Genomic DNA, 23,205 nt, shown 5'->3' on the forward strand with positions numbered 1-23,205 from the left:
AACCGCTACCCGCCGGTCTTGTCGCGGCCGTGCGCGGACCGGCGGCGCACGGCGGTCGGTGTTGTGCCCCACCACCTTCGGCAACAGCGGGTGAGGGTGGCTTGCTCGGCCAGGCCGAGCAGCGAGGCCACCTGGCTCATCGGCATATCGGTGGTGGTCAGGTAGCGGCGGGCGGCGTCGCGGCGCGCGTCGTCGAGTATCGCGGCGAAGGAGCTGCCCTCGGTGGCGAGGCGTCGCTGCAGCGTGCGTGGGTGAACGGTCAAAAGCCTTGCCACCGAGGCAATATCGGGTGCCGCGGTGCCGAGCAGCTGCTGCACCGCCGCCCGCACCTTCGGCGCGATGGCGGCATCGGCGCCGCCCGACTGTTCGGCGAGGAACGCCATCGCCAGCCGGTGCAGGTTCCGATCCCCGCCGGTCAGCGGCCGGGTGTTCAGCGTCCTCGGCACCCGCAACGCCGCCGCGGGCTGGTCGACGCGCACCGGCGCGCCGAAGAATTCCTCGTAGACCGCGATCGGTGCCTCCGGCCGGTACGGCAGCTCTACCGAGCGCAACCCGTAGCGATCCTCGGCCAGGCGCTGAATCGTGCGGTGCACGAACGCCAATCCCAGATCCGTGCCCTGAATCGGAACCGGCAGGCCGGACGGCGGGCCGTAGCGCAGGGCGATCACGCCGCGGTCGCCGTACGGATCCGGCTCCAGCGACAGGCTCAGCGAGCGCGCGTGCAAAAACAGGTAGCGCGACGAGCATTCGAGGACATCGGCCAGCGTGGAGGAGTTGCGGATGGCCATGGCGAGCGGGCCGAGCATGTCCAGGTCCTGCCGGTGCGAGATGCGCAGGCCGAGATCGGGGCAGGCGAGGCGGTGCGCGGCCAGCTCCAGCACCGCGGCCACCGCCTGATCGGGGACGAGCATGTCGTCGGCGTCGAGCGCGGCGATCGGCAGGCCGCAGGCGGCGGCGAACTCCTCGGCATTGCCGCCGAGCTCCGCGACCGTCGCCCGGAAGCCGCGCAATCCCGCGGACCTGATCACCGACATGTCGTTCAGAATCAAATAGTTGTCGCGTAAAGTCAAGAACCGGGCGCAGTGCGCTTACAGACTGGAAGGTATGAGCCAGACCGCCACCGAACACCTCGACGTCGTCATCGTTGGCGCTGGCCTCTCGGGCATCGGCGCCGCCTATCGGCTGCAGACCGAATGCCGGGGCAAGTCCTACGCGATACTCGAGGCGCGGGCCGCGATGGGTGGCACCTGGGACCTGTTCCGGTATCCCGGCATCCGCTCCGACTCGGATATGTTCACCCTCGGCTACCCGTTCAAGCCGTGGCGCGACGCCAAGTCGATCGCCGACGGGCCGTCGATCCTGCGCTATATCGAGGAAACCGCCGCGGAGCACCGGATCGATCGGCACATCCGCTACTCGACGAAGGTGGTCTCGGCCGACTGGTCCACCAAATCCGCCCGCTGGACACTGACTCTCGAAGAGCGTGACGCGCACGGTGCCGCGACGCGACGCGAACTCACCTGTGGCTTCCTCTACGCGTGCGCGGGCTACTTCAACTACGACCAGGGGCACGCTCCCGAATTCCCTGGCGCCGCAGCGTTTTCCGGCCGGATCGTGCATCCCCAGTTCTGGCCGGACGACCTCGACTACGCGGGCAAGCGGGTGGTGGTGATCGGCAGCGGCGCCACCGCGGTCACCCTGGTCCCGTCGATGGCGGGCGAGGCCGAGCGGGTGACGATGCTGCAGCGCAGCCCGACCTGGATCAGCGCCGTGCCCGGCCGGGACAAGACCGCGGACCGCATCCGCTCCTACCTGCCCGCCAATCTCGCCCACCGCCTGATCCGCACCAAGAACATCCTCTTCAACATCGGGTTCTACCAGTACTGCCAGCGACGGCCCGAGGCCGCGAAGAAGCTGCTCCTCGGGCTGACCACGCGCATTCTGAAGGATGAGCAGGCCGTCGCCGAACACTTCACCCCGAGCTACAACCCGTGGGATCAGCGCCTGTGCGCCGTCCCGAATGCCGATTTCTTCAAGGCGATGAAGAAAGGTAAGGCCGAGGTCGTCACCGACCACATCGAAACCTTTGTGCCCGAAGGTATTCGGCTGAAGTCCAGCCGAATTCTGGAGGCGGACATCATCGTGACCGCCACCGGTCTGCAAATGCTGGCCTTCGGCGGTATCGCCCCGCATGTCGACGGTGCGCCGGTCACGCTCGCCGACCAATTCGTGTGGCAGGGCGCGATGCTCACCGGCGTGCCCAACTTCGCCGTCTGCATCGGCTACACCAACGCCTCATGGACCCTGCGCGCCGACCTCAGCTCCCGCCTGGTCTGCAAGGTCATCAACCACATGGACCGCAACGACTACGCCGCCGTCGTCCCCCAACCCGAGGGCGCACTCGTCGAACAACCCCTGCTCACACTGGCTTCCGGCTACATCCAGCGCTCCATAGCCGACTTCCCCCGCCAGGGCGATCGCCACCCATGGCGGATCAGGCAGAACTACCTCCTCGACTCCGCCACCATCATGCGCACCGATCTAGCCAAGACCCTCGCCGCAACACCACGCTCCACGGTACGGAAAACCACTGTGCCGGTGACCGTTTAGCACGGCCACTCACTCGAGCTCGGGCGTTGCGTACCGCGCGCTCGAACTCCGATCCCGCTACTTCCGGGGATCGTGCACCAGCCGAAAGTCGTGCAACTCGTTCTCGTCCCCGACCGCCGTGAACTCCCGGCCGACCACCTCGTTGGCCGGCATCTCACAGTCCCGCGCGATCTCGCCCGCCGACAATCGCATCGGATTGTCATACCCATGCCACGGCGTCACCGCCAGCGCTTCATCCCCCACACTGAGTAGCACCCACAGCGGAATCCGCCCATCGGCAAGCGGCACATACCGACGCCCGGACGCATCATCCCAGTTGCTCAACACGTCATCCTCGAAGCTTCTCTGCGCTCCAACCCGCTGAATACCGCAGGTTAACCATGATGATCCGCTCGCCAGGTGGACACAACAACCTCGGGAGGCGACTGTGGGTCGCATGCGTGTTGCGGTGTATTTGGCACATCCTCGGATGGACAGTTTCAATCGGGCGATTTTTGATGGGGTGGTCGAGGAGTTGGTGGGGAGGGGGGTCGAGGTGGTTGCGCATGATTTGTATGCGGAGGGGTTCGGGGCGGTGGTTTCGGCGACGGAGACGGGGACGGTCGAGGGTGGGGGGAGTGCGGACGAGGTGGTGCGGCGGCATCAGGGGGAGTTGGGTGGGTTGGATGGGATGGTGTTCGTGCATCCGAATTGGTGGGGGATGCCGCCCGCGGTGATGGTGGGGTGGGTGCAGCGGGTGCTTGCTCCCGGGGTGGCGTACCAGTTGGATACGGCGGCGGGGGCGCCGGTGGGTTTGCTGAAGGTGCGGCGGGCGTTGGTGCTCAATACGTCCGACACCACCGTGGAGCGTGAGCGGGATGTGTTCGGGGATCCGCTCCAGCGGATCTGGGCGGCGTGCGTTATGCCGTTCATCGGGGTGGATGATGTGCGGCGCAAGGTGTTTCGGACGGTCGGCGATTCGAGCGCGGACGATCGCGCGGCCTGGTTGCGTGAGGCGCGCGAGCTGGCCGCCGCGCTCGTCGACGAAAGCTAGTTGCGCACAGCAGGGTTGATATCCGTCGAGCGCGGGCGAATGGCCGTGGTGTTCGGCGTGTTGCGCGGCCATTTGACTGCGCTCGACGGAATCAGGGTGCAGGACGCGGTGCCGGTCCGCCGGTGGTGGTGGTTCGTGGGATCTGCTCGGTCCAGTTGTGGGGCGGGGTGTGATAGCCGCCATGTCGTGAGTGTCGTTGCGAGTATTGACTCTGGGGGCGAGCGGGCTACGATTTGAGTTATACGGCACCGTATAGAAACGAAAGCCGTTGGGTCATAAGGGAATTGCGGGGACAGTGCTGTCCTTGTCGTCGAGAGGAGACCGTGATGACGGTCGGGTTTGTCGCGTTCCATTACCCGGAGCCCGCGTATTTCGAGGAGTTCGTCGAGCGGGTGCACAGGGTCAGGGATGTGCTGGAATCGGCGCCGGGGTGTTTGTCCGTCGAATGCTGGGTGACCAGCGAGGGCGATGCCGTGGTCTCGACAGGGCAGTGGGATTCGGCGGACGCCTATGCCGCGTCGTTCGCCGCGGTGGCGCGGGCCGACGTGGATGTCGCCTTCGACGAGCGGGAATGCCGTCCGCGCCAGATCTTCACGCTCAGCTCGCGGTAGGGAGCGTCACCGATGCGACTTCCGAAGACCGCGCACACCGAGCGGCCGTGGCGAATCCATGAAATAGCACCGGATTTCACCCTCGAGGACGTGTGGGCGCTGCCGACGCCGGGTGGTCCCGACGAACTTCCCCGACTGGTAAGGCAATTCGTTTCCGAGCACAGCGATGTCGAACCGCCCGTCGTCTACCGATTCCTGTTCGCGCTCCGCTGGAAGCTCGGCGGCCTGCTCGGCTGGGACAAGCCGGAGAACGGCATCGGCGCCAGGGTGACCTCGCTGCGCGAGCGGCTGCCCGACGATCTTCTTGCGGGTCCGCGTGGACCCGAGATCGCTACGGTGCCGTTCACCTCGCTCTATCAAACCGACACGGAATGGGCGGCGGAGATGGGCAACCAGACTTGCCACGGCGTGATGCACATCAGCTGGGTGCCCGATGAAAACGGCGGCTACCGCGGCCAGATGGCCGTGCTGGTCAAGCCGAACGGTGTCTTCGGTCAGGTGTACATGCTCGGCATCAAATCGTGCCGGTACCTGGCCGTGTATCCGGCGCTCATGCGGATGATCGGCCGCGAATGGCGGCAGGGCGCCCCCGCGACCTGACATTCGCCTGAGAAATCGGGCATGTCGGGCACTTTCCGATCGGTCGGCCGCGTTGATACTGGTAGGGCGACCAGCGTGGCCGCCGCGAAGGAGCAAGGCATGGGCATTATCGGGGCCGTCATCGGATTAGCCTTGACGGCGTTCATGTTGCTGTTGCTGGCCAGGGTGATCCTGGACTGGATCGGCGTGCTGTCCACCGGCACCCCGCCGCCCTGGGTGAGCAAATCCCGCGAGGTGACGCAGGCGCTCACGGAACCGGTGATCGCGCCGGTGCGCAAGGTGCTCAAGCCGATCCGGGTCGGCGGATTGTCGATCGACCTGGCTTTCACCGTGGTGTTCATCGCGGTCATCGTCCTGCGCTCGATCGCCTTCAGCCTGTAGTAGACGACCTGTAGTAGACGACCAAGGGGCCGCCTTCCTCGGAAGGTGGCCCCTTGTGCTGTCCGGGACCGGTCGGGCGACCAGGCACTTCCGCCGCCCGTGTCGTGATTGTTATGTCGAACAACAAATTAATGCCCTGAACTGGTTGTGCGCCAGGTCACAAACGCATATGTTGCATCGAACAACATTCGCTCGACCTCAACCGCACCCGGCTCGCGCCGGGCGCGGTGGTTCCACGAAAGGCCCCCTCATGCGTAAGGGCATTCTCAGCGTCGCGGCTGTCTCGGTCGCGCTGATCGGCTCGTTGACCGCCTGCGGCAACGACAGCAAGGATTCCGGCGGTGGCGCGCAGGTCGGCGTGATCCTGCCGGACAGCAAGACCTCCGCGCGATGGGAGACCGCGGACCGCAAGTTCTTGAAGGAGGCCTTCGATTCGGCGGGGGTCAAGGCGGACATCCAGAACGCGCAGGGGGACAAGGGGGCGTTCCAGACGATCGCCGATCAGATGATCACCAACGGGGCGAAGGTGCTGCTGATCACGAACCTGGACAGCGGCACCGGCAAAGCGGTGATCCAGAAGGCGAAATCGCAAGGTGTTACGGTCATCGACTACGACAGGCTGACGCTCGGCGGCGGCGCGCAGTACTACGTGTCCTTCGACAACGTGAAGGTCGGCAAGTTGATGGGCGACGGCCTGGTCAAATGCCTCACCGAGAAGAACATCGTGAAACCCGTTGTGGCATACCTGAACGGCGGCCCGACGGACAACAACGCGACGCTGTTCAAGAACGGCTACGACGGCGCGGTCAAGCCGAAGTTCGACTCGGGCGACTACGTGAAGGGCCCGGACCAGGCGGTGCCGGAGTGGGATAACACCAAGGCGGGCACCATCTTCGAGCAGATGCTGACCGGCACGCCGAATATCGGCGGCGTGGTCGCGGCCAACGACGGCCTCGGCAACGCGGCCATCGCGGTGCTGAAGAAGCAGAAGCTCAACGGTCAGGTGCCGGTCACCGGTCAGGACGCGACGGTGCAGGGCCTGCAGAACGTGCTCGCCGGCGATCAGTGCCTCACCGTCTACAAGGCGATCAAGAAGGAGTCGCAGGCCGCGGCCGAACTGGCGATCGCGCTGGTGAAGGGCACCCAGGGGCAGCCGAACGGCAAAGTGACCGACCCGGAGTCGAAGGCCGACGTGCCCTCGGTGCTGCTCGAGCCCAAGGCGATCTACAAGGAGAACGTCAAGGACGTCGTCGCCGACGGTTACGTGACCAAGGCCGAATTGTGCACCGGCGAGTTCGCGAAGCTCTGCGCGGACAACGGCGTCAGCTGACCTACCGCTGCCTTCCGCGGCCCGAATGAGGGGGCCGCGGAAGGGAGTTCGCTTCCCCCCAGGAGTTTGCACCCATGACCGATACGCCCGTGATCGAATTGCGCGGCATCGAAAAGAGTTTCGGCCCCGTCCACGTCCTGCACGAGGTGGCCTTCTCCGCCTACCGCGGCGAGGTGACGGCACTGGTCGGTGACAACGGCGCCGGTAAGTCCACGCTGGTGAAGTGCATCGGCGGCACCCATCCGATCGACGCGGGCGAATTCCTGTTCGAGGGCAACCCCGTTCAGGTGCACAACCCGCGCGACGCGGCCGCGCTCGGTATCGAGATCGTCTATCAGGATCTGGCGCTCTGCGACAACCTCGACATCGTGCAGAACATGTTCCTCGGCCGCGAGAAGAAGCACGGGCTGGTACTCGACGAGTACGCGATGGAGGAGCTGGCCGGAAAGACCTTGGCGAGCCTGTCGGTTCGCACGGTCAAGTCGGTGCGCCAGCAGGTGGCGAGCCTGTCCGGCGGCCAGCGGCAGACGGTGGCGATCGCGAAAGCCGTGTTGTGGAACAGCAAGGTGGTGATCCTGGACGAGCCGACCGCCGCGCTCGGCGTCGCGCAGACCCAGCAGGTGCTCGAGTTGGTCCGCAGGCTGGCCGACAAAGGCCTTGCGGTGGTGCTGATCTCGCACAATATGAACGACGTCTTCGCGGTGTCCGACCGGATCGCCGCGCTCTACCTGGGCCGGATGGCGGCGCAGGTGCGGACCTCCGACGTGACGCACGCGCAGATCGTCGAACTGATCACCGCGGGCCGCAGCGGGAACCTCGGCCTCGACGGAAACGGAGTCAAGGCATGAGCGAGCGCAGCGAGCGAACGGCAGGCACTGTGGTTCTCGACAAGCCAACGGCGGCACCGGTTTCCGAGCTGGTCACCAGCTACGTCGGGCGGGTGCGCGGCGGCGACATGGGGGCGCTGCCCTCGGTCATCGCGCTGATCGTGCTCTCGGTGGTGTTCTGGATCGCGCGCCCGGTGTTCATGTCCCAGGCCAATTTCGCGAATCTGTTCACCCAGGGCGCGGCCATCGCGGTGATCGCGATGGGGTTGATCTTCGTGCTGCTGCTCGGCGAGATCGACCTGTCCGCGGGCTTCGCCAGCGGTGTCTGCGCGGCGGTCTTGGCGGTGCTGCTCACCGACAAGGGCTGGCCCTGGTATCTGGCGGTGCTGGTTTCGCTGCTCACCGGCGTGGTGATCGGGCTGACCATCGGCGCGATCGTGGTGAAGATCGGCATACCGTCGTTCGTGGTGACGCTGGCGGCTTTCCTTGCGCTGCAAGGCGTCGCGCTGAAGATCATGGACAACGGCCGCAACATCTCCATCCACGACGACACCATTCTGGCCATCGCCAACAAGAATGTGCCGCCGCTGCTCGGCTGGCTGATGTGCATCGCGCTCATCGCGGGCTTCGCGATCGTGCAGTATCGAAAGTACCGGGCCCGCACCAAACTCGGGCTCACCGGCGAGAGCGGTTCGGTGGTCGCCGTGCGGATCGCGCTCGTCGCGATCATCGCCGCGGCGGCGGTCTTCGTGCTGAACGGGGAGCGCAGCCGCAATCCGGATATCAACTCACTCAAGGGCATGCCGATCGTCGTCCCGCTGATCATCGCGCTGCTGCTGGTCTGGACGTTCGTGCTCACCCGCACCTCGTTCGGCAGGCATATCTACGCGGTCGGCGGCAATGTCGAGGCGGCCAGGCGCGCGGGTATCGCGGTGGACCGGGTGAAGATCAGTGCGTTCGTGCTGTGTTCGACGATGGCCGCGGTCGGCGGGCTCATCGCGGCCTCGCGGGCCAATTCCGTCGACCCGAACACCGGCGGCAGCGATGTGCTGCTCACCGCGGTCGGCGCGGCGGTCATCGGCGGCACCAGCCTGTTCGGCGGGCGCGGCCGGATGCTGGACGCGGTGCTCGGTGCGGCGGTGGTCGCGGTCATCAACAACGGCATGGGCCTGATGGGCTACAGCGCGGGCACGAAATTCGTTGTGACAGGATTCGTCTTGCTGCTCGCGGCGGGCGTGGACGCCCTGTCCCGCAAACGCGCGCTGGCGACCTGAGCGGTCGGGTGCTCATGCAGATGAGTGCCCGGCACTCGTTCGAAACGGCTAGTGCCCCGGAGAAAGATCAACGCAACAACTGATTTCGTAAGTACATGGGTAACTCGTCGGGCACACCCAGAACGTGCGCGGCACCCAACCGCAGGCCCGCGACGCGACTTGGATGCACACACGACCGGCAAAATCCGCGGAGAGGCGGGGGAGGGAGGACTCACTGATTTTGCGGGCTGCACCGTCCCCTGAGGAGATCCGCAGGCAGAATCTTGCCGTGCTGCTGCGGCACGTCCATCTCGGCGGCCCGGTGTCACGGACCACCCTCGCCGAGCGAATGGGCTTGAACCGCAGCACCATTCTCGCGCTCACCGCCGATCTGGCCGCCGCAGGTCTGGTCACCGAGGAACTGCCGGGACAAACCGGAAAAGCGGGTCGTCCCTCGCTGGTGGTGCGCCCCGAATCCGATCGCGTCTATGTCATCGCGCTCGATGTCGGCGCCGACCGCCTGGCCGCGGCACGGGTCGGCCTCGGCGGGCAGATCCTGGATCGCGCCGAAACCGCAAGGCCGATAGGCACATTCGACCCGGCCGACGTGCTGTCCGTGCTGTCCGCCATGGCGCGCGACATGATCGGCACCGCGGAAAAGAGTGCGGTGTGCGTCGGTGTCGGCGTCGCCTTCTGCGGCATGGTGCGTGAACACGACGGCGTCGTCCGGTACGGCCCGAATATCGGCTGGGTCGATGTCCCGTTCGGTGAATTGCTCACCGGACAACTCGATCTCGGCCTGCGCGTCGCGGTCGGCAACAACGCCAATCTCGGCGCGCTCGCCGAACGCGAACGCGGCGTCGGCGCGGGACTGGAGAACCTGATCTATCTGCACGGCGATGTCGGCATCGGCGGCGGCATCATCATGGGCGGCAGGCTGCTCGGCGGCGAGGGCGGTTACGCGGGCGAGGTCGGCCACATGGTGGTGAACCCGGACGGCCGGTCCTGCGGCTGCGGTTCCCGCGGCTGCCTGGAGGCCGAGGCGGGTGAGCTCGCGCTGATCGCCGCCGCGGGCCGCAGCGAGCTCGCGGGCCGCGACGCGGTGGAAGCCATCATCGATGCGGCGGCCCGCGGCGATGCGGCGGCCCGCGACGCGCTGCATCAGGTCGGCATCTGGCTCGGCCATGGCGTGGCGAACCTGGTGAACATCTTCAACCCGTCGATGGTCGTCTTCGGCGGGGTACTGCGCGAGATCTACCTGGCCTCGGCCGCGCAGGTGCGCAGCAAACTCGCGGTGCACGGCCTGCTCGCGGTCAGGGAGAGCGTCAAACTGCGCACCTCGGCCCTGGCGGGCGACGCCACCCTGGTCGGCGCCGCCGAGCTGGCCTTCGCCGAGGTGCTGACCGATCCGCTGCAGACGCTGGCCAGGATCGGCGGAAGTTGATCGTGATCGAACGCAACCGGTCTGTCCCGACTACCATGCGAACTGCACCGTTCGGGTGATCTGGAGCACGTGACCCGGGCGGGCGGTTCGAGCGAGCGCAGAGGGGTTTTGATGGATAGGCCGGCATGGGCGCCCGAAGGTGTCGACATGCAGCAGGCGAGCCCGGCACGGATGTATGACGCCCTCCTCGGCGGCTCGCACAATTTCGAGATCGACCGCAAAGCCGCCGAAATGGGCAAACAGCTGGTGCCGGATCTGCCGCGGCTGGCGCTGAGCAACCGGGCGTTCCTGCGCAGGGCGGCGCGATTCCTGGTGGACCAGGGGGTGCGCCAGATTCTCGACATCGGCTCCGGCATTCCGACCGCGGGCAATGTGCACGAGGTGGTGCATGCGCTCGACGCGGATGTGCGGGTGCTCTACGTGGACATCGATCCGGTCGCGGTCGCGCATTCGAAGGCGATCCTGCACGGCAACGCCAACGCGGGCGCGATCGAGGCGGACCTGCGTAAGCCCGCCGATCTCCTGGCCAAGGTCGAGGCGACGGGTCTCATCGACTTCACCGAGCCGGTCGGCCTGCTGCTCGTCGCGGTGCTGCACCTGCTCGCGGACGAGGACTCGCCGCGCGAGAAGGTCGCCGAACTCCGCGCCGCGGTCCCGGCGGGCAGCTATGTCGCCATCTCCCATCTGACCTCCGAGCTGCGCCCCGAGGACGCGGCGCGGCTCGGCGCCAACGCGGCGAACACGAACCGGATCGGGATCCACTTCCGTGACCGCGACGGCATCGCGGCGATGTTCGACGGCTGGCGGCTCGTCGAGCCCGGCGTCGTCGAGCTGCCCGCCTGGCGGCCCGAATCCGAGCGCGATCTGCACGAGGCGCCCGGGCGCTCGCTCGGCTTGGCGGGGGTCGGCCGAAAGGACTGAGTAGGTCGATCACGCTGAGCGGACGAGCACCAGTAGGGGGTGCCTGAGTTTGGGGTCGTACGAGGTGGCGGTGCGCTGGGCCGACGCGCTCGACGGCGTGGTGGCCCCGACTCTCACGCGGTCCCAGATCGAGGCGCTGCTCGCCGGACTCTGCGAGGCGCTGTTCGCCGCGCTGCGTGGCACCGCCGATCTGGTGGTGGCCAGGGATGCGGCGAGCGTGCTCGTCGCGGCGAACTATCGCGATCCGGTGGCGGTCAGCCGCTCGATGCACGTCATCTGTCACGACATGGTGCGTGACCTGTGCCAGGACCGCGGCCGTTCGGATGACGAGTTCATCAGGGAGCGGGCGCTGGCGGTGGCCGCCGAGTTCGCGGCCGGGTTCACCGCCGCGCTGCGCTCGGCGGCACTGGCCGAACAGGAGACGACGCTGGTCGCGACGCTCGCGGCCGCGCAGGAGTCCGATGCGCGCCGCCAGCTGTCCGAGGCCAGGTTCGAGGCGGTGTTCGCCGGCGCCTCGGTGGGCATCGGCACCATCGACGTCACCGGCCGGGTGCTCGACGTGAACGCGGCGATGGCCGAAATGCTCGGCCTGCCCGCCGAACTCATGCCAGGCCGATCGGTGGCCGAGCTGCTCGGCCCGGACAATATCGGCCACGCCTACGCGCAGCTGGAGCTGTTGCTGACCGGGCAGGTCGACCGGTTCCGGCTGGAGACCGACCATCTGCGGCCGGACGGCACGATCACCGTCATCGACCTGTCGATGTCGGCGGTCCGCGATGCCACCGGCCGGGTCCGGTTCCTGATCGGTGTCGCCGTCGACGTGACCGAGCGCAAGGAGCTGGCCGACCGGCTCTGGCACGACGCCAATCACGACAGCCTCACCGGCCTGCCCAATCGCGGGCTGTTCTTCGATCGGCTCGCCCGCGCCACCCCGCCGGTCGGCGTGTGCTACCTGGATCTCGACGGTTTCAAGGAGATCAACGACGTGTGGGGGCATACGGTCGGTGACCGGGTGCTGCGCATCGTCGCCGAGCGACTAGATCGGGCCGTCGAACCGTACGACGGACTCGTCGCCCGCATCGGTGGCGACGAGTTCATCGTGCTCATCGAAAGGTGCGCGGGGGAGGTGCAATTGGCGGCCGTCTCGGCGCGGCTGCTCGGTGCGCTCACCGCGCCGATGTCGCTGGCCACCGCGACGATCACCGTCGGCGCCAGTATCGGCGCGGTCTATGTGGAGGAAAGACCCACTGCGGTCGACCAACTCATGCACGAGGTGGATTCGGCCATGTACCGCAACAAATCTCAGCAGCGCAGGGCGCGGTTCCGGCAGGCATGACCGCCGATTGGCCGGATCTGCGCGAAAGTTGGCCATGGCGGGCTCGCCCGCGCGGCGGCCCGCTGCCAGTGTGAAGCCATGAGTGAAAACCCTTGGCCTGTAGTCGAACTCAGGCAGTACATGCTCCATCCCGGTACGCGCGACGAGATGATCGAGCTGTTCGACCGGGAACTCGTCGAGACCCAGGAGGACGTCGGCATCCGGGTACTCGCGCAGTTCCGTGACGAGGACGCGCCGGACCGCTTCGTATGGATGCGCGCGTTCCCCGATATGGCGGCCCGTGGCGCGTCGCTGACCGCCTTCTATGTCGACGGCGAGGCATGGCGAACCCACGCGCCCGCCGCGCGGGCCACCATGGTCGACACCACCAACGCCCTGCTGCTACGCCCGGCGACCCCGGCATCGCACTTCGGCATGCCCGCCGCGCGACCCGCGCCGGGGGCGACCGCGCTGCCGGATTCCCGCGTGCTGGCCACGATCTACTACCTCGATACCGATGCGGACGAATTCACCGCCTTCTTCGAAAGCCAGGTCAGGCCGGTGCTTGCCGCCGCGGGCGCGGAGCCGATCGGCTACTACGTCACCGATCCGGCGCCGAACACCTTCACCATGCTGCCGGTGCGCGAGGAGCGGGTGTTCGTCTGGTTCGCGCTGTTCGACAGCGCGGGCAGCCGTGGCGCGCACCGGGATACGCTGGCCTCCTCGCTGATCTGGACCGATGAGGTGCTGCCGGAATTGGCCGAGCGGCTCGCGGCCCCGGCCGAGGTGCTGCGGCTCGCGCCGACAGCGCGCTCGCTGCTGCGCTGAGTCGGGTGAACCATGAAGCAGACTGGGCGGCAGTTCAATTAGTCGCCGCGAGCGGGGCGAGCAGGTGCCGGGTGAGCAGTCGCACCCGCCGCTGATGCTGGTGCGTATTGGATTCGGGGTGATGGATCTCGATGCTCAGCCGGTCCAGGAATCCACTGATGATGCAGGTGCCTTCGTCGGGCTTCTCGGGGCGGCGCCCGGTCCGGTCGGGTTTGGCGATCATGGTGGAGCGAAAGTCGGTGACCCGCAGCCCCGGCGGCATCATCGGCGCGGCCACCCGGCCCCAGTTGGTGGCGAGCACGATACCGGGAATCCGCGGCGGGCCCGCCGCGGCGATATCGGGGATGTGCAGCGGGGTCTGCTGGACGAATCCGGTGGCGAGCCCGACGCGCAACGTATCGTGCACGCCGTGGGCCAGGCCGAGCATGGTGATCGAGGTGAGCGCGGTCGGCGCGTAGCTGGCGAACCCGATGACGTTGGTGCCGCCGGAGAATCCGACCTTCGGGCTGAGCCGGGAGCGCAGGTCGACCGAATAGGTGTAGAGCAGCTCGCTCAGCGGGAGATTCCGGATCTCGGCCTCGGTCAGCAGGATCGCGGCCGAGGCGAGCGCGTTGATGGTCACGTGTTCGCGGTGGCCGAGTTCGATCAGCGCCGTGGTCTGCTCGACGGTCAGATGACATCGGGTGGTGCGCTGTGGCCGGTACCGGTGCGAATCCGGGTTCCCCGTCGTTTTCTCGCCGGGGGCGCGCGGTGGTGCGGCCATGGGGTTGGGCACCTTGGTGATATCGCGGGCGGCGAGCAGCTCCTCGACCGGCTGCGGATAGCCGTGTTCGGGTAGGTCGGGGACGCGATGCTGGGTGAGACCGGTGTAGTACGCCCACAGCTCGCGCAGCACCGACAGCGAGTGGTAGGCGTCGGCGACGCAGTGATGAGTCAGCAGCGTCACGCTCGCGGTGTCGCCGTCGCGGACCACGCACAGCCCGCTCAGCGCCGTTCGCTGGTCGGGTGCCGCACCGGTGAGCAACAGCTCCGGATCGCCGTCGGTGACCGCGATTTCGGGTGGCGCACCGGCGGGTTCGAGTAGGACGAAGCTCTCGCCCGACGGCTCCAGACGGGCGCCGAGAATAGGGTGGGCACGCACGACGGCGTCGAATGCGGCGGACAAAGCTCCCAGGTCCAGGCGTCCCGACACCCGGACCGAATACCCCACATACACCTCACCGGGCGCGAATATTTCCTCGCTCGGAGCCAATGCACGGATGACTGTCGCAGTCGTCATGTCGATCCTCCACTGTGAGATCGTCCCGGTGGGGCCCGTGCGTTAGCCACAGATCTATTTCGAATCTAGCTCGAATCCGCTGCGCTCCTGCGGCTTTCGAAAAGGTCGGTTTTTGTGAAGGCCGACGCGCCAGCGATGGCGACCAGCGTGTCGCGTTCCTCGATCAGCCATTGACCGCAGACGCAGCGCAGATAGCGAACGCATCCGTGCGAAGACAGCAGCGTCGGAGTTGGCCAGGAGCAAGAAGGGCAGGCGGCGGACATGGCCTCAGCCTGATGTAATGCTCTAGTGCATTTCAACCCTTACGGCGGCGCCGCGGCGGAACTGGCCGTGCGGCTGGTGAACTCGGCGCCGGACCACAACCTCCAGCAACTGCTCGCCGAATCCGATTACAAACCGCTCGGCTCACTTGACGCGGCACAGGAGGCCGAGCTGCGCCGCTGGGTTTGCGAACTGGACGCCGTGTTCACCGATCCGACGGTCGAGCGGCTCAACGCCCTGCTCGCGAAAACCGCCAGCCAGCCCTACATCTCGACGCACGACGACCGGCTCCCGCACCTGCACTTCTCCCGGCTGGAGGCGCCGGTCGACGAGCGGGTCAAGGCGTATACCGCGATGGGGCTCGCGACGCTGTTCTGCGAGGATCCGGACCGGATCGGGCGCTGCGCGCGGGATGGCTGCACGGAGGTCTTCGTCGACATCTCACGCAACGGCAGGCGCCGATTCTGCTCGACCCGCTGCTCGACCCGGGTCCATGTGGCGCAGCATCGGAGCCGCCGCGCGAGCTGACGCTTTTCACTTCGAGACGGGCATGTCGTACGGTTCGGTCATTCGTGTCGGCTATAGGATTCGGACTCGTACGTCAGGTATTTCACATGCGCGGAGCTGGTCGACCCGTGCCGGGCCGATACCGCGGGAGACACCAGGAGACCGTTCATGACCTTGCGTGCGCGACGCGGCGCAGCGCGCCTGCTGCCGTCGGCCCTTCGCTCCGTCGCGGTGCTCGCGACGGCCTTCGCGGTGGCGATCATGCCGGGCGTGTCGGTACTGGGGCCCGCGCTCGCGGTCCCCGGCGATATCCCGCTCACGCTGCCGACGCTCGGCATGGGCAAGTCGCTGACGTTTCCCGGTGGGCAGCATCAGGTCTCGCTGGTGCTGCCGGTGCTGCCAGGTCTCGCACCGACCGCGCTGACCGGCACCATCCAGCTGCCACCGCATGTGGCGCGCGGAACGCTGGAGGTCACCTCCGGCGATCGCCTGGTCGACCGGGTGGAGCTGCCACTCGGCGCGCCCGCCCCGATCCGGCTCTCGCTCGGCGGCGCCGAGGTCAAGAAGAACGCGGTCGCCATCACCATCACCTCCTCGCTGCTGCCCGAGCCCGGCTGGTGTGTCACCGACTGGTGGGGCCGCCCGCTGACACTGGCCGACGCGACCGCCGTCTACACCGGTGAGGAACTACAGCCGACCGTCATCGCGGATTTCCTGCCGCCGGTGCTGCACCGGCTGACCATGTACATCCCGGCCAAACCGACCGAGGTGGAGAGCAATGCGGCGATGTCGCTCGGCACCGCGATCATCGCGCGCTACAGCGGGCAGCCGGTGGTCGTCGATCTGCGGCAGATCGGCGCGGACAACCAGGTGCCCGACCACCCGCCGACCTTCCTCGAACGGCAGGTGGTGATCGGTGAATCCGGCGATGCCGGACTGCATGTCACGAACATCGGCCCGGCGCCGGTGTTGCGGGTCACCGGCGACCGCAAGTCGCTGCCTGATCAGATCCGGCTGCTGGTCAGCGATCTGTCCGGCATCGCGATCTCCTCCGGCGCCACGGCGGTCTCGCTGCCGAGCGCGCCGGTCATGGCGCCGGAGAGCGTCACGCTGTCCGAACTGGGCCAGACTCAGCTCAGCTCCACCTCGATCGGCTCGGTGCGCGTCGAGTTCGGCATCGACCAGTCGCGGATCGGGCGGCCCTCGCGCGACGTGCGCATCCGGCTGCTCGGCGACTACACCCCGCTGCCGAACACCATGAGCGGTGCGATCACCGTCGAGGCGAACGGCAAATATGTCGACGGGTGGCCGGTCGACGCCGCGGGGCGCATCGACCGCTGGGTCGATATTCCGAACACCGCGCTCACGCGGTTCACCACGATCGCGGTCACCATGCACCAGACCGGCCTGACCCAGGGATGCGGGCTCGAGCGCCCCGTCACGCTCACCATCGACCCCGACACCGAGATCACCAGCAAGGCGGCCAACCCGCCGGTGCCGGGCGGCTTCGACGCGCTGCCGCAGGCGTTGCTGCCGCGGGTGCAGGTCGGTATGCGCGATCCGGGGTTCGCCGACACCGCGCGCGCCACCACGATTCTCACCGGGTTGCAGCGGCTGTCGGTGGTGCCGCTGCGGCCGGAGGTGGTCTCCTTCGATCGGGCCGCGGGCGCGAAGCTGCCCGCGGTGTTGATCGCGGCGAACGGCGGCGTGCCCGGTTCGATCAAGCTGCCGCTGAATCCGGATGACGACGAGCTGACCATCACCGGTCGCGGCGATTCCGCCACCATCAGGATCGATCCGTCGGTCGCCATGGGCTCGTTGCAGACCACCTGGTCGGGCGGGCGCACGGTGGTCGTCGCGACCTCGACCGCCGCGCCGGGCCATCTGGATCGCGCGCTCGACTGGCTCAACGCCGACCTGGACCGCTGGCAGCAGCTGCACGGTGCGGCGCTGTTCCAGGCGGGCGATCGGGAGCCGGAGTTCTTCGACCCGAACGCCGCGCTCGGTTCCGTGTCGGCGCCCAAGCCCGCGCAACCCATCACGCTGGCGCGCAAGCTCACCATCGTCGGCGCCGCGGTGGCCGCGCTCGCGGTGCTGGCCGGGGTACTGCTGCTGCTCCGTCGGCGCGGCAGTCGGTAGATGCCCGCCGAGACCGCAGGGCACGCACGCGGGACCCTGATCCGGATCTCGCTGCGGCTGTTGCTGATCGCCATCGCCGCGGGCGTCGCGTTCTGGGATACCTGGGGCAGGCTGTGGCACGACACCCACACCGGATCCGGTATCGGCTTCGTCTTCGTGCTGCTGCCGCTCGCGGCGCTCGCGGCGGCGGGCGCCACGGTGCGGCGCGGCTTCGAGCTGCCCATCCACGATCGGCAGACCGACATCATCGTCGGCCTGATGGCGCTCGGCGCGGCGATCGCCGTGCAGGGCCTGCTGATGCCGCGCTATCGGTACCTGTACGAGATGCTGCATCTGGATCTGCTCGCCGCGTGGCTCTTCCTGGTCGGCGCCTGTGTGCTGCTGTTCGGGCTGCGGCCGACGACACGGTTCTGGCCCGCCTGGCTGCTGCTGCTCGGGTTCTTCCCGGTGCCCTACCGCATCCTGCGGACCGCGCTCGGTGGCGGGAATGCCGAGGCCGGTCTGGCGCTGCTGCCGTACGCGGCCTTCGCCGCGGCGATCGCGGTGGGGCGCACCAAGACTCGCGCGGCGATCGGTGCGGTGGGCACGCTGCTGATCGGCACCGCCGTGGTATTCGGCATGCGGATGTACTGGCCGCAGGCGCCGGTCTTCGCCTACCAGGCGATTCCGTCGCTGGTCGCGGTAGCGGTGGTGTGCCTGGCGATGTATTTCCATGTGCGCCAAGGTGGTTCGCTGAAACCGATCGATCGGCCGATCGAACAGCTGAAGGCGACGCAGGTGGTGAGCGCGGTGATCACGGTGGCGCTCGCGGCGAGCGCGATCGCCTTCATCCGGATCCCGGGTGGCTACGACCGGGATTTCCCGCTCATCCCGGGGCTGGATCTGGCGAGTGGGCACACGGTGCCGCGGGGCTGGACCCTGCTTGCCGAGCGCGAGTATCCGTGGGCGAGCCGGTACTTCGGTGACGGCAGCACGCTGACCCGCGAGCTGATCCGCTCCGAGCAGCGAAATCTGGACTGGGACAAGGAATTACGCCGCCGTCGCGTGGTCGTCGATATCGCCGCCGCGTCGACCGGCTACGACATCGACCGGCTGCCCGAGTTCGTGCTCTACCGACTGAGCCAGCCGAGGATCGGCCCGGCCACCTGGATCGATCTCGGCCATGGCGTTCTCGCGCGGTTGAATACGGTGCTCGACGACCGCAGGCTGCTCAGCTGGACCTGGCTGAGCTGGAACTGGCGCGACGGGCATCGCGCCGAGCGGGTCAGCCTGATCGCCGCGGACAACCACCTGTCCGAGGCGGAATTCCCGCAGCCGCAGCCGTCGACGATCGGCATCTTCGACAACGTGATCAACACATTCTTCCGTGGCAATGCCGTCGTGCTCGACTCCGACGCCGATGTGGTCGACGCCGACACCGCGCCCAAGGATCAGCCACTGCTGATCGAACTCGGCAAGCAGATCGTCGAGGCCGGGACGACGCGCCCATGACCGAGCCCACCCTGGACCCGGAATCCCAAGAGGCCGAGTGGCTGCACTACGCGGTGCACGGGCTGCGGGAGAAAGACCCGATGGCCTCGGCGTCGGTGGCATTCCTGCCGTGGCAGCGCAATACGGCCATCGGGGCCGTACTGCTGATCGCGGTGTGCGCGGTGTTCTTCCGGATGGCGACATTCACCGTGCTGGTCGGGCTGTGTACCGCCATCTACCTCGTCGCGATCCTGGATCGCATCCTGATCTTCAAGCGCGGCATGCCGCGCGACGCGATCATGCGCGTCGACGACGAACGCGCACTCGCGCTCACCGATGACGAGCTGCCGCCCTACACCATTCTGGTGCCCGCCTACGGTGAACCCGAGGTGGTCGGCGATCTGCTCGGCGCGCTGGGCGGATTGAACTACCCCAGGGACAAGATGCAGGTGCTGTTGCTGCTGGAGGAAGACGACGACCCCACCATCGACGCGGCACGCGCGGCGGGCATCGGCGGCGCGATCGACTACGTCACCATGGTGCTGGTGCCCGAGGCGCAGCCGCGCACCAAACCCAAGGCGTGCAACTACGGCATGTTCCTGGCCACCGGCGACATCGTCACCATCTACGACGCGGAGGACATTCCCGATCCGCTCCAATTGCGCCGTGTCGTAGCGGCTTTCAGCGAACTGCCGGATACGGTGGCTTGTATCCAGGCGAAGCTGTCGTTCCACAACGCGCGCCAGAATCTGCTCACCGCGTGGTTCACCATGGATTACGGCCTGTGGTTCGGCTATCTGCTGCCCGGGTTGATGCGCAGCACTTCGCCGATCCCGCTGGGTGGCACGTCGAATCACTTCAAGCGCCCGATACTGGAGGATCTCGGCGCCTGGGATCCCTACAACGTCACCGAGGACGCCGATCTCGGCGTTCGCCTTGCCGTACACGGCTATTCGACCGCCGTGCTCGATTCGACCACGCTCGAGGAGGCCAACCCGGATCCGATCAACTGGGTGCGGCAGCGATCCCGTTGGTACAAGGGCTATTTGCAGTCGTGGCTGGTGCATGTGCGCAGGCCGGTCCAATTGTGGCGCGATATCGGGCCGGTGAGCTTCCTGCGGTTCACCCTGTTCCTGGCGGGCACGCCGATCATCGCCTGCCTGAACCTGGTGTTCTGGTTCATCTCGCTGTCCTGGTTCCTCGGGCAGCCCGCGCTGATCGGTCAGCTGTTTCCCTCCTATGTGTACTTCCCCGCGCTGATTTCGCTGATCATCGGCAACGCGGCCACCATCTACATGAACCTGCTCGCCTGCCGGGAGAACAACCGCCCCGACCTGATCTGGGCCTGCCTGACCGTGCCCCTGTACTGGGTGATGATGAGCATCGCCTCGACCAAAGGCTGCTACCAGTTGATCCGCCAGCCGTCGTACTGGGAGAAGACATTCCACGGCCTCGGCCACAGCGCGGCGGCCGGCGAGACCGAGGAGGCGGGCAGTTGACCACCCTCGCGCCTGCGCGCCCGCCGCGACGGGCGGGGCTCTGCGTCTTCCTCGCCGCCACCCTGCTGTATCTGGTGTTCGGCGTGTTTCTCAGTGTGGGACACGGCTTCCTGATGGGTGATGCGCTGAGCCGGGTGCAGGCCACCGAGGCGGCGCTGTTCAGCAGGGATCCGCACCTGTCGGCCATCGGCTTCGTGTTCACCCCGCTCACCTCGCTGGCGCAGCTGCCGTTCGTCGCGCTCGCGCCGATGTTCCCGTGGATGACGCACTGGGGCGTGTCGGGCATCGTCATGTCGGCGCTGTTCATGGGCGGCGCGGTGCTGATGGTGTTCGGGATCGGCACCGACCGCGGCATGCCGTGGTGGATGGTCGCCGGGATCACCGCGGCGTTCGCGCTCAACCCGATGATCGTGTTCTATGGCGCCAACGGCATGAGCGAGGCGCCGTTCCTGTTCTGCCTCTGCTGGGCGATCCGCAGGCTGATCCGCTGGGTGCGCACCGATGACGCGCACGATCTGACCGCGTGCGGTGTCGCGTTCGGCCTGGCCTACCTGACTCGCTACGACGCGGTCGCGCCCGCGGTGGTCGCGGGGGCGCTGGTCTTCGTGCTCACCTATCTGCGCAGTAAAGGCGAACCGAATCGGTGGTATTCGGCGTTCATGGATCTGGTGCTCGTCGGCGCGCCCGGCGCGGTCGCGTTCTTCGTCTGGGCACTGACCAGCTGGCTGATCACCGGACAGGCGTTCCAGCAGTTCACCTCCCAGTACGGCAACTCCTCGATCCTGGCCCAGTCCGGCGCTCAGGCGGAATCGGAAATCGCGGCGGCGCTGCAGTATTCGATCGGCTCGGTATTGATCCTCGGTCCGGCGCTGCCGCTGCTCGTGCCGATCGTCGGCGCGCTCGCCTGGCGCAGGCGTGATCTGCAGGTGCTGGTTCCGCTGCTGCTGTGCGCAGCTGTGCTCGGATTCCAGGCACTCAGCTATGCCAGCGGATCGACCTTCGCGTTCCTGCGGTTCTATGTCGCGGCCACCCCCCTTGCCGCGGTGCTCGCCCTGCAGATCGTCACCGCGCGCGGGTTCCCGCCGAGTCAGCGGCCGGGCCGGCATGCCGTCATGGACGCTCCCACACGGGCTTTCCCGGCGGGCAAGCACGCCGTTCGCCCCGTTTTCGGGCTGCCCGAGCTGGCCATGTCGGTGACGCTGTGCCTGCTCGCGGTCTCGGTCCCGCTGACCGGGTGGGGGATGAGCAGCCAAACCATGGCCGTGCAGGAGTACGCGTTGAGCGAGGTGCTGTTCCCCGAGCCCGACAACGCCTCGGCCTACAACGCCGACCAGCGCCGCATCGCCGCCACCTTCTCCACCGAACGCAAACTGGCCGACTATCTCGACGATATGCACCTGCCGAACGGCGCGATCCTGATGGACACGGTGTACGGCTTCGCGGTGTCGGCGGCCTCGCGCAGGCCGGATCAGTTCGTCATCCCCTCGGATCGCGATTTCGTGCGGGTGCTCAATCGGCCGGCCGAGCGCGGCGTGAAATACATTCTGGCCGTGCCGAATACCGGTCGCGGCACCTCCGATGCGGTGAACCGGCGCTACCCGACCATCTACGAGAACGGCGCTGGCATCGCGACATTGTCCATGGAGATCCCCAATGATGGTGCAGGGCAACCGAATTGGCGTCTGTACCGGGTGCTGAACTCTGCGTGAGAGCGTTCAGTCCAAGGTGATGCGCTCGGCCACCAGCGACCACAGCGGATCCTCGGGGCCGACGTCGTAGGTGCACTGATCGAGCCGGGGGTCCGGTACGAAGGCCCAGATCAGCGCGCCCGCCGAGCCCGCGTTGCGCTGGGTGGTCAGCTTCATGCCGATGTTCTCGCGCCGGGCTGTCAGGCTGAGACAGGAGCCTGCCGCCTCGCCGACCTCGGCGACGAACAGGGGTTTGCCGAGTTCGTGCGCCTGACGCAGGCGCACCGCGAGCCCGTCCCAGGCATTGCCGGGCAGCGTGCCGAAATCCGGCGAATAGTCGTGGTACTCCAGCACATCCACCTGGGGTGAGGCGCCGACGTAGCGGTAGTCCTCGCCGCCGGTGCCGCACTGACCGCCGCCGGTGAGCCCAGCGAAGATCAGCCGGCCCGGATCCCGCGCCCGCACGATCGCGCCGGCCTTGTCCATGAACTGGCGCAGCACCTTCGCCGCGTCGGGCGGACAGGTGCGCACGTCGAAATCGCAGGTCGGATTCGAGCAGACGCTGGTCTCCGGCTCGCCGACCAAGCCCCAGCCCGCGAGCACCGGAATGTCCTTCCAGCGTTCGACCGCCGTACCGATCCAGTCGTGGAAGCTCATCACCGCGCGCCCCGGCTCCGGCGCGACGTTCAGCCAGCCGTCGACGTACCACTGCCGCTGTTTGAACAGCGTGTCGTCGCAGCCGCCGTCCTGCGGGGCGAGGACGGGAAGTACCAGCTGGCGATGGCGTTCGGCGGCGCGGAACACCGCGTCCACCGCGCGGAAGTCGAGCTCGCCGGTGGTCTTGTCGATCGCCAGCGCCTGGAAGGCGTTGAACCTGGTGAGCGCGTTCGCGGGCAGCGCACCGAAATAGGCGTCCAGATCCACCTGCGCGCCGCAGCCGATGTTCACCGACCAATTCGTCGCGAGCTGCGGCGCGTTGAATCCGGCGGGCCACCATGGCTGGCCGCGCAGCCGGAACCGTTCGGCCTTGGTGCGCAGCACGATATCGGTGGGGTGCTCGGTGGGCGGCGGCCGTTGATCGGTACAGGCGAGCAGTCCGGCCGCGGCGCACAGCGCGAGCGATGCGGCGGCCAGACGAGTCCGGACCCGAGTCAAGCCTTCTCCTATCCGAGCGGTGGATAGTGCGCAGCGCTGCCGTGGTCATCGGCG

The 23,205-nt window shown here is 67.5% G+C and carries 21 protein-coding genes; 17 read left to right on the forward strand and 4 right to left on the reverse strand.

The window, feature by feature from the left end:
* Window positions 1-5 precede the first annotated feature (5 nt).
* The gene (locus tag ACIG5A_RS07845; protein ID WP_397239055.1) at window positions 6-1,034 is read right to left on the reverse strand and encodes an AraC family transcriptional regulator ligand-binding domain-containing protein; all 1,029 of its coding nucleotides are present in this window, start codon (window positions 1,032-1,034) and stop codon (window positions 6-8) included.
* Between the two features lie 70 nt (window positions 1,035-1,104).
* Here ACIG5A_RS07845 and ACIG5A_RS07850 point away from each other — a divergent pair, with 70 nt between their 5' ends.
* Window positions 1,105-2,610, forward strand: coding sequence for a flavin-containing monooxygenase (locus ACIG5A_RS07850; RefSeq protein WP_397239057.1), 1,506 nt, complete (start codon window positions 1,105-1,107; stop codon window positions 2,608-2,610).
* Window positions 2,611-2,667: 57 nt separating this feature from the next.
* Here ACIG5A_RS07850 and ACIG5A_RS07855 read toward each other — a convergent pair whose 3' ends face one another.
* Entirely contained in the window at window positions 2,668-2,934 is a 267-nt protein-coding gene (locus ACIG5A_RS07855; RefSeq protein WP_397239059.1) for a hypothetical protein, read from the reverse strand.
* A gap of 112 nt (window positions 2,935-3,046) precedes the next feature.
* Here ACIG5A_RS07855 and ACIG5A_RS07860 point away from each other — a divergent pair, with 112 nt between their 5' ends.
* From ACIG5A_RS07860 to ACIG5A_RS07910, 11 genes are all read left to right on the forward strand, one after another.
* Window positions 3,047-3,643: an NAD(P)H-dependent oxidoreductase gene (locus ACIG5A_RS07860; protein ID WP_397239061.1), complete on the forward strand. Its 597-nt coding sequence runs from the start codon at window positions 3,047-3,049 to the stop codon at window positions 3,641-3,643.
* A 326-nt stretch (window positions 3,644-3,969) separates the two neighbouring features.
* Window positions 3,970-4,254, forward strand: a complete 285-nt coding sequence (locus ACIG5A_RS07865) for an antibiotic biosynthesis monooxygenase (protein WP_397239063.1) — start codon at window positions 3,970-3,972, stop codon at window positions 4,252-4,254.
* Between the two features lie 12 nt (window positions 4,255-4,266).
* On the forward strand, window positions 4,267-4,854 hold the full coding sequence (locus tag ACIG5A_RS07870) for a DUF2867 domain-containing protein (protein ID WP_397239065.1): 588 nt from the start codon (window positions 4,267-4,269) through the stop codon (window positions 4,852-4,854).
* A gap of 99 nt (window positions 4,855-4,953) precedes the next feature.
* Window positions 4,954-5,235 (forward strand): YggT family protein, encoded by a 282-nt coding sequence (locus ACIG5A_RS07875; protein ID WP_397239067.1) that lies wholly within the window; start codon window positions 4,954-4,956, stop codon window positions 5,233-5,235.
* Between the two features lie 250 nt (window positions 5,236-5,485).
* Window positions 5,486-6,565: a sugar ABC transporter substrate-binding protein gene (locus tag ACIG5A_RS07880; RefSeq protein ID WP_397239069.1), complete on the forward strand. Its 1,080-nt coding sequence runs from the start codon at window positions 5,486-5,488 to the stop codon at window positions 6,563-6,565.
* Between the two features lie 74 nt (window positions 6,566-6,639).
* A complete protein-coding gene (locus tag ACIG5A_RS07885; protein ID WP_397239071.1) occupies window positions 6,640-7,413 on the forward strand; it encodes an ATP-binding cassette domain-containing protein in 774 nt (257 codons plus the stop codon).
* Window positions 7,410-8,666: a sugar ABC transporter permease gene (locus ACIG5A_RS07890; protein ID WP_397239073.1), complete on the forward strand. Its 1,257-nt coding sequence runs from the start codon at window positions 7,410-7,412 to the stop codon at window positions 8,664-8,666. Before ACIG5A_RS07885 ends, ACIG5A_RS07890 begins: the two co-directional genes overlap by 4 nt.
* 268 nt (window positions 8,667-8,934) lie before the next feature.
* Window positions 8,935-10,089, forward strand: coding sequence for an ROK family protein (locus ACIG5A_RS07895; protein WP_397239075.1), 1,155 nt, complete (start codon window positions 8,935-8,937; stop codon window positions 10,087-10,089).
* A gap of 111 nt (window positions 10,090-10,200) precedes the next feature.
* A complete protein-coding gene (locus ACIG5A_RS07900; RefSeq protein WP_397239077.1) occupies window positions 10,201-11,010 on the forward strand; it encodes an SAM-dependent methyltransferase in 810 nt (269 codons plus the stop codon).
* 49 nt (window positions 11,011-11,059) lie between these two features.
* Complete coding sequence (locus ACIG5A_RS07905; protein ID WP_397239079.1) at window positions 11,060-12,346, forward strand: diguanylate cyclase domain-containing protein; 1,287 nt, start codon at window positions 11,060-11,062, stop codon at window positions 12,344-12,346.
* Window positions 12,347-12,424: 78 nt separating this feature from the next.
* Window positions 12,425-13,153: an NIPSNAP family protein gene (locus tag ACIG5A_RS07910; protein ID WP_397239081.1), complete on the forward strand. Its 729-nt coding sequence runs from the start codon at window positions 12,425-12,427 to the stop codon at window positions 13,151-13,153.
* Window positions 13,154-13,187: 34 nt separating this feature from the next.
* On the opposite strand, the gene ACIG5A_RS07915 is transcribed toward ACIG5A_RS07910, so the two are convergent.
* Window positions 13,188-14,432, reverse strand: a complete 1,245-nt coding sequence (locus ACIG5A_RS07915; RefSeq protein ID WP_397239083.1) for a hypothetical protein — start codon at window positions 14,430-14,432, stop codon at window positions 13,188-13,190.
* Window positions 14,433-14,720: 288 nt separating this feature from the next.
* Here ACIG5A_RS07915 and ACIG5A_RS07920 point away from each other — a divergent pair, with 288 nt between their 5' ends.
* The 5 genes from ACIG5A_RS07920 (at window position 14,721) to ACIG5A_RS07940 (ending at window position 22,017) form a co-directional block, all read left to right on the forward strand.
* Window positions 14,721-15,221: a CGNR zinc finger domain-containing protein gene (locus ACIG5A_RS07920; protein WP_397239085.1), complete on the forward strand. Its 501-nt coding sequence runs from the start codon at window positions 14,721-14,723 to the stop codon at window positions 15,219-15,221.
* A 147-nt stretch (window positions 15,222-15,368) separates the two neighbouring features.
* Window positions 15,369-17,339 carry a hypothetical protein gene (locus ACIG5A_RS07925; protein WP_397239087.1) on the forward strand — a complete coding sequence of 657 codons (1,971 nt, stop codon included), beginning with the start codon at window positions 15,369-15,371 and terminating at the stop codon, window positions 17,337-17,339.
* Window positions 17,340-18,830: a hypothetical protein gene (locus tag ACIG5A_RS07930; RefSeq protein ID WP_397239089.1), complete on the forward strand. Its 1,491-nt coding sequence runs from the start codon at window positions 17,340-17,342 to the stop codon at window positions 18,828-18,830. It begins immediately after the preceding gene.
* Window positions 18,827-20,308, forward strand: coding sequence for a glycosyltransferase (locus ACIG5A_RS07935; protein ID WP_397239091.1), 1,482 nt, complete (start codon window positions 18,827-18,829; stop codon window positions 20,306-20,308). Before ACIG5A_RS07930 ends, ACIG5A_RS07935 begins: the two co-directional genes overlap by 4 nt.
* On the forward strand, window positions 20,305-22,017 hold the full coding sequence (locus tag ACIG5A_RS07940) for an ArnT family glycosyltransferase (protein WP_397239093.1): 1,713 nt from the start codon (window positions 20,305-20,307) through the stop codon (window positions 22,015-22,017). The genes ACIG5A_RS07935 and ACIG5A_RS07940 overlap by 4 nt, the downstream gene beginning before the upstream one ends.
* Window positions 22,018-22,023: 6 nt before the next feature.
* Here the strand turns inward: ACIG5A_RS07940 and ACIG5A_RS07945 are convergent, their stop codons facing one another.
* Window positions 22,024-23,151, reverse strand: coding sequence for a beta-mannosidase (locus tag ACIG5A_RS07945; RefSeq protein WP_397239095.1), 1,128 nt, complete (start codon window positions 23,149-23,151; stop codon window positions 22,024-22,026).
* Between the last annotated feature and the right edge of the window lie 54 nt (window positions 23,152-23,205).

This window comes from Nocardia sp. NPDC052566, assembly GCF_044547285.1.
GTDB lineage: Bacteria > Actinomycetota > Actinomycetes > Mycobacteriales > Mycobacteriaceae > Nocardia.

Excerpts from the sequence above, each read along its gene's own strand:
- ACIG5A_RS07850 (WP_397239057.1), top strand. The coding sequence starts at position 1,105 with ATGAGCCAGACCGCCACCGAACACCTCGACGTCGTCATCGTTGGCGCT.
- ACIG5A_RS07875 (WP_397239067.1), top strand. The coding sequence starts at position 4,954 with ATGGGCATTATCGGGGCCGTCATCGGATTAGCCTTGACGGCGTTCATG.
- ACIG5A_RS07885 (WP_397239071.1), top strand. The coding sequence starts at position 6,640 with ATGACCGATACGCCCGTGATCGAATTGCGCGGCATCGAAAAGAGTTTC.
- ACIG5A_RS07880 (WP_397239069.1), top strand. The coding sequence starts at position 5,486 with ATGCGTAAGGGCATTCTCAGCGTCGCGGCTGTCTCGGTCGCGCTGATC.
- ACIG5A_RS07900 (WP_397239077.1), top strand. The coding sequence starts at position 10,201 with ATGGATAGGCCGGCATGGGCGCCCGAAGGTGTCGACATGCAGCAGGCG.
- ACIG5A_RS07890 (WP_397239073.1), top strand. The coding sequence starts at position 7,410 with ATGAGCGAGCGCAGCGAGCGAACGGCAGGCACTGTGGTTCTCGACAAG.
- ACIG5A_RS07910 (WP_397239081.1), top strand. The coding sequence starts at position 12,425 with ATGAGTGAAAACCCTTGGCCTGTAGTCGAACTCAGGCAGTACATGCTC.
- ACIG5A_RS07865 (WP_397239063.1), top strand. The coding sequence starts at position 3,970 with ATGACGGTCGGGTTTGTCGCGTTCCATTACCCGGAGCCCGCGTATTTC.
- ACIG5A_RS07845 (WP_397239055.1), bottom strand. The coding sequence starts at position 1,034 with ATGTCGGTGATCAGGTCCGCGGGATTGCGCGGCTTCCGGGCGACGGTC.
- ACIG5A_RS07930 (WP_397239089.1), top strand. The coding sequence starts at position 17,340 with ATGCCCGCCGAGACCGCAGGGCACGCACGCGGGACCCTGATCCGGATC.
- ACIG5A_RS07915 (WP_397239083.1), bottom strand. The coding sequence starts at position 14,432 with ATGACGACTGCGACAGTCATCCGTGCATTGGCTCCGAGCGAGGAAATA.
- ACIG5A_RS07935 (WP_397239091.1), top strand. The coding sequence starts at position 18,827 with ATGACCGAGCCCACCCTGGACCCGGAATCCCAAGAGGCCGAGTGGCTG.
- ACIG5A_RS07870 (WP_397239065.1), top strand. The coding sequence starts at position 4,267 with ATGCGACTTCCGAAGACCGCGCACACCGAGCGGCCGTGGCGAATCCAT.
- ACIG5A_RS07925 (WP_397239087.1), top strand. The coding sequence starts at position 15,369 with ATGACCTTGCGTGCGCGACGCGGCGCAGCGCGCCTGCTGCCGTCGGCC.
- ACIG5A_RS07860 (WP_397239061.1), top strand. The coding sequence starts at position 3,047 with ATGCGTGTTGCGGTGTATTTGGCACATCCTCGGATGGACAGTTTCAAT.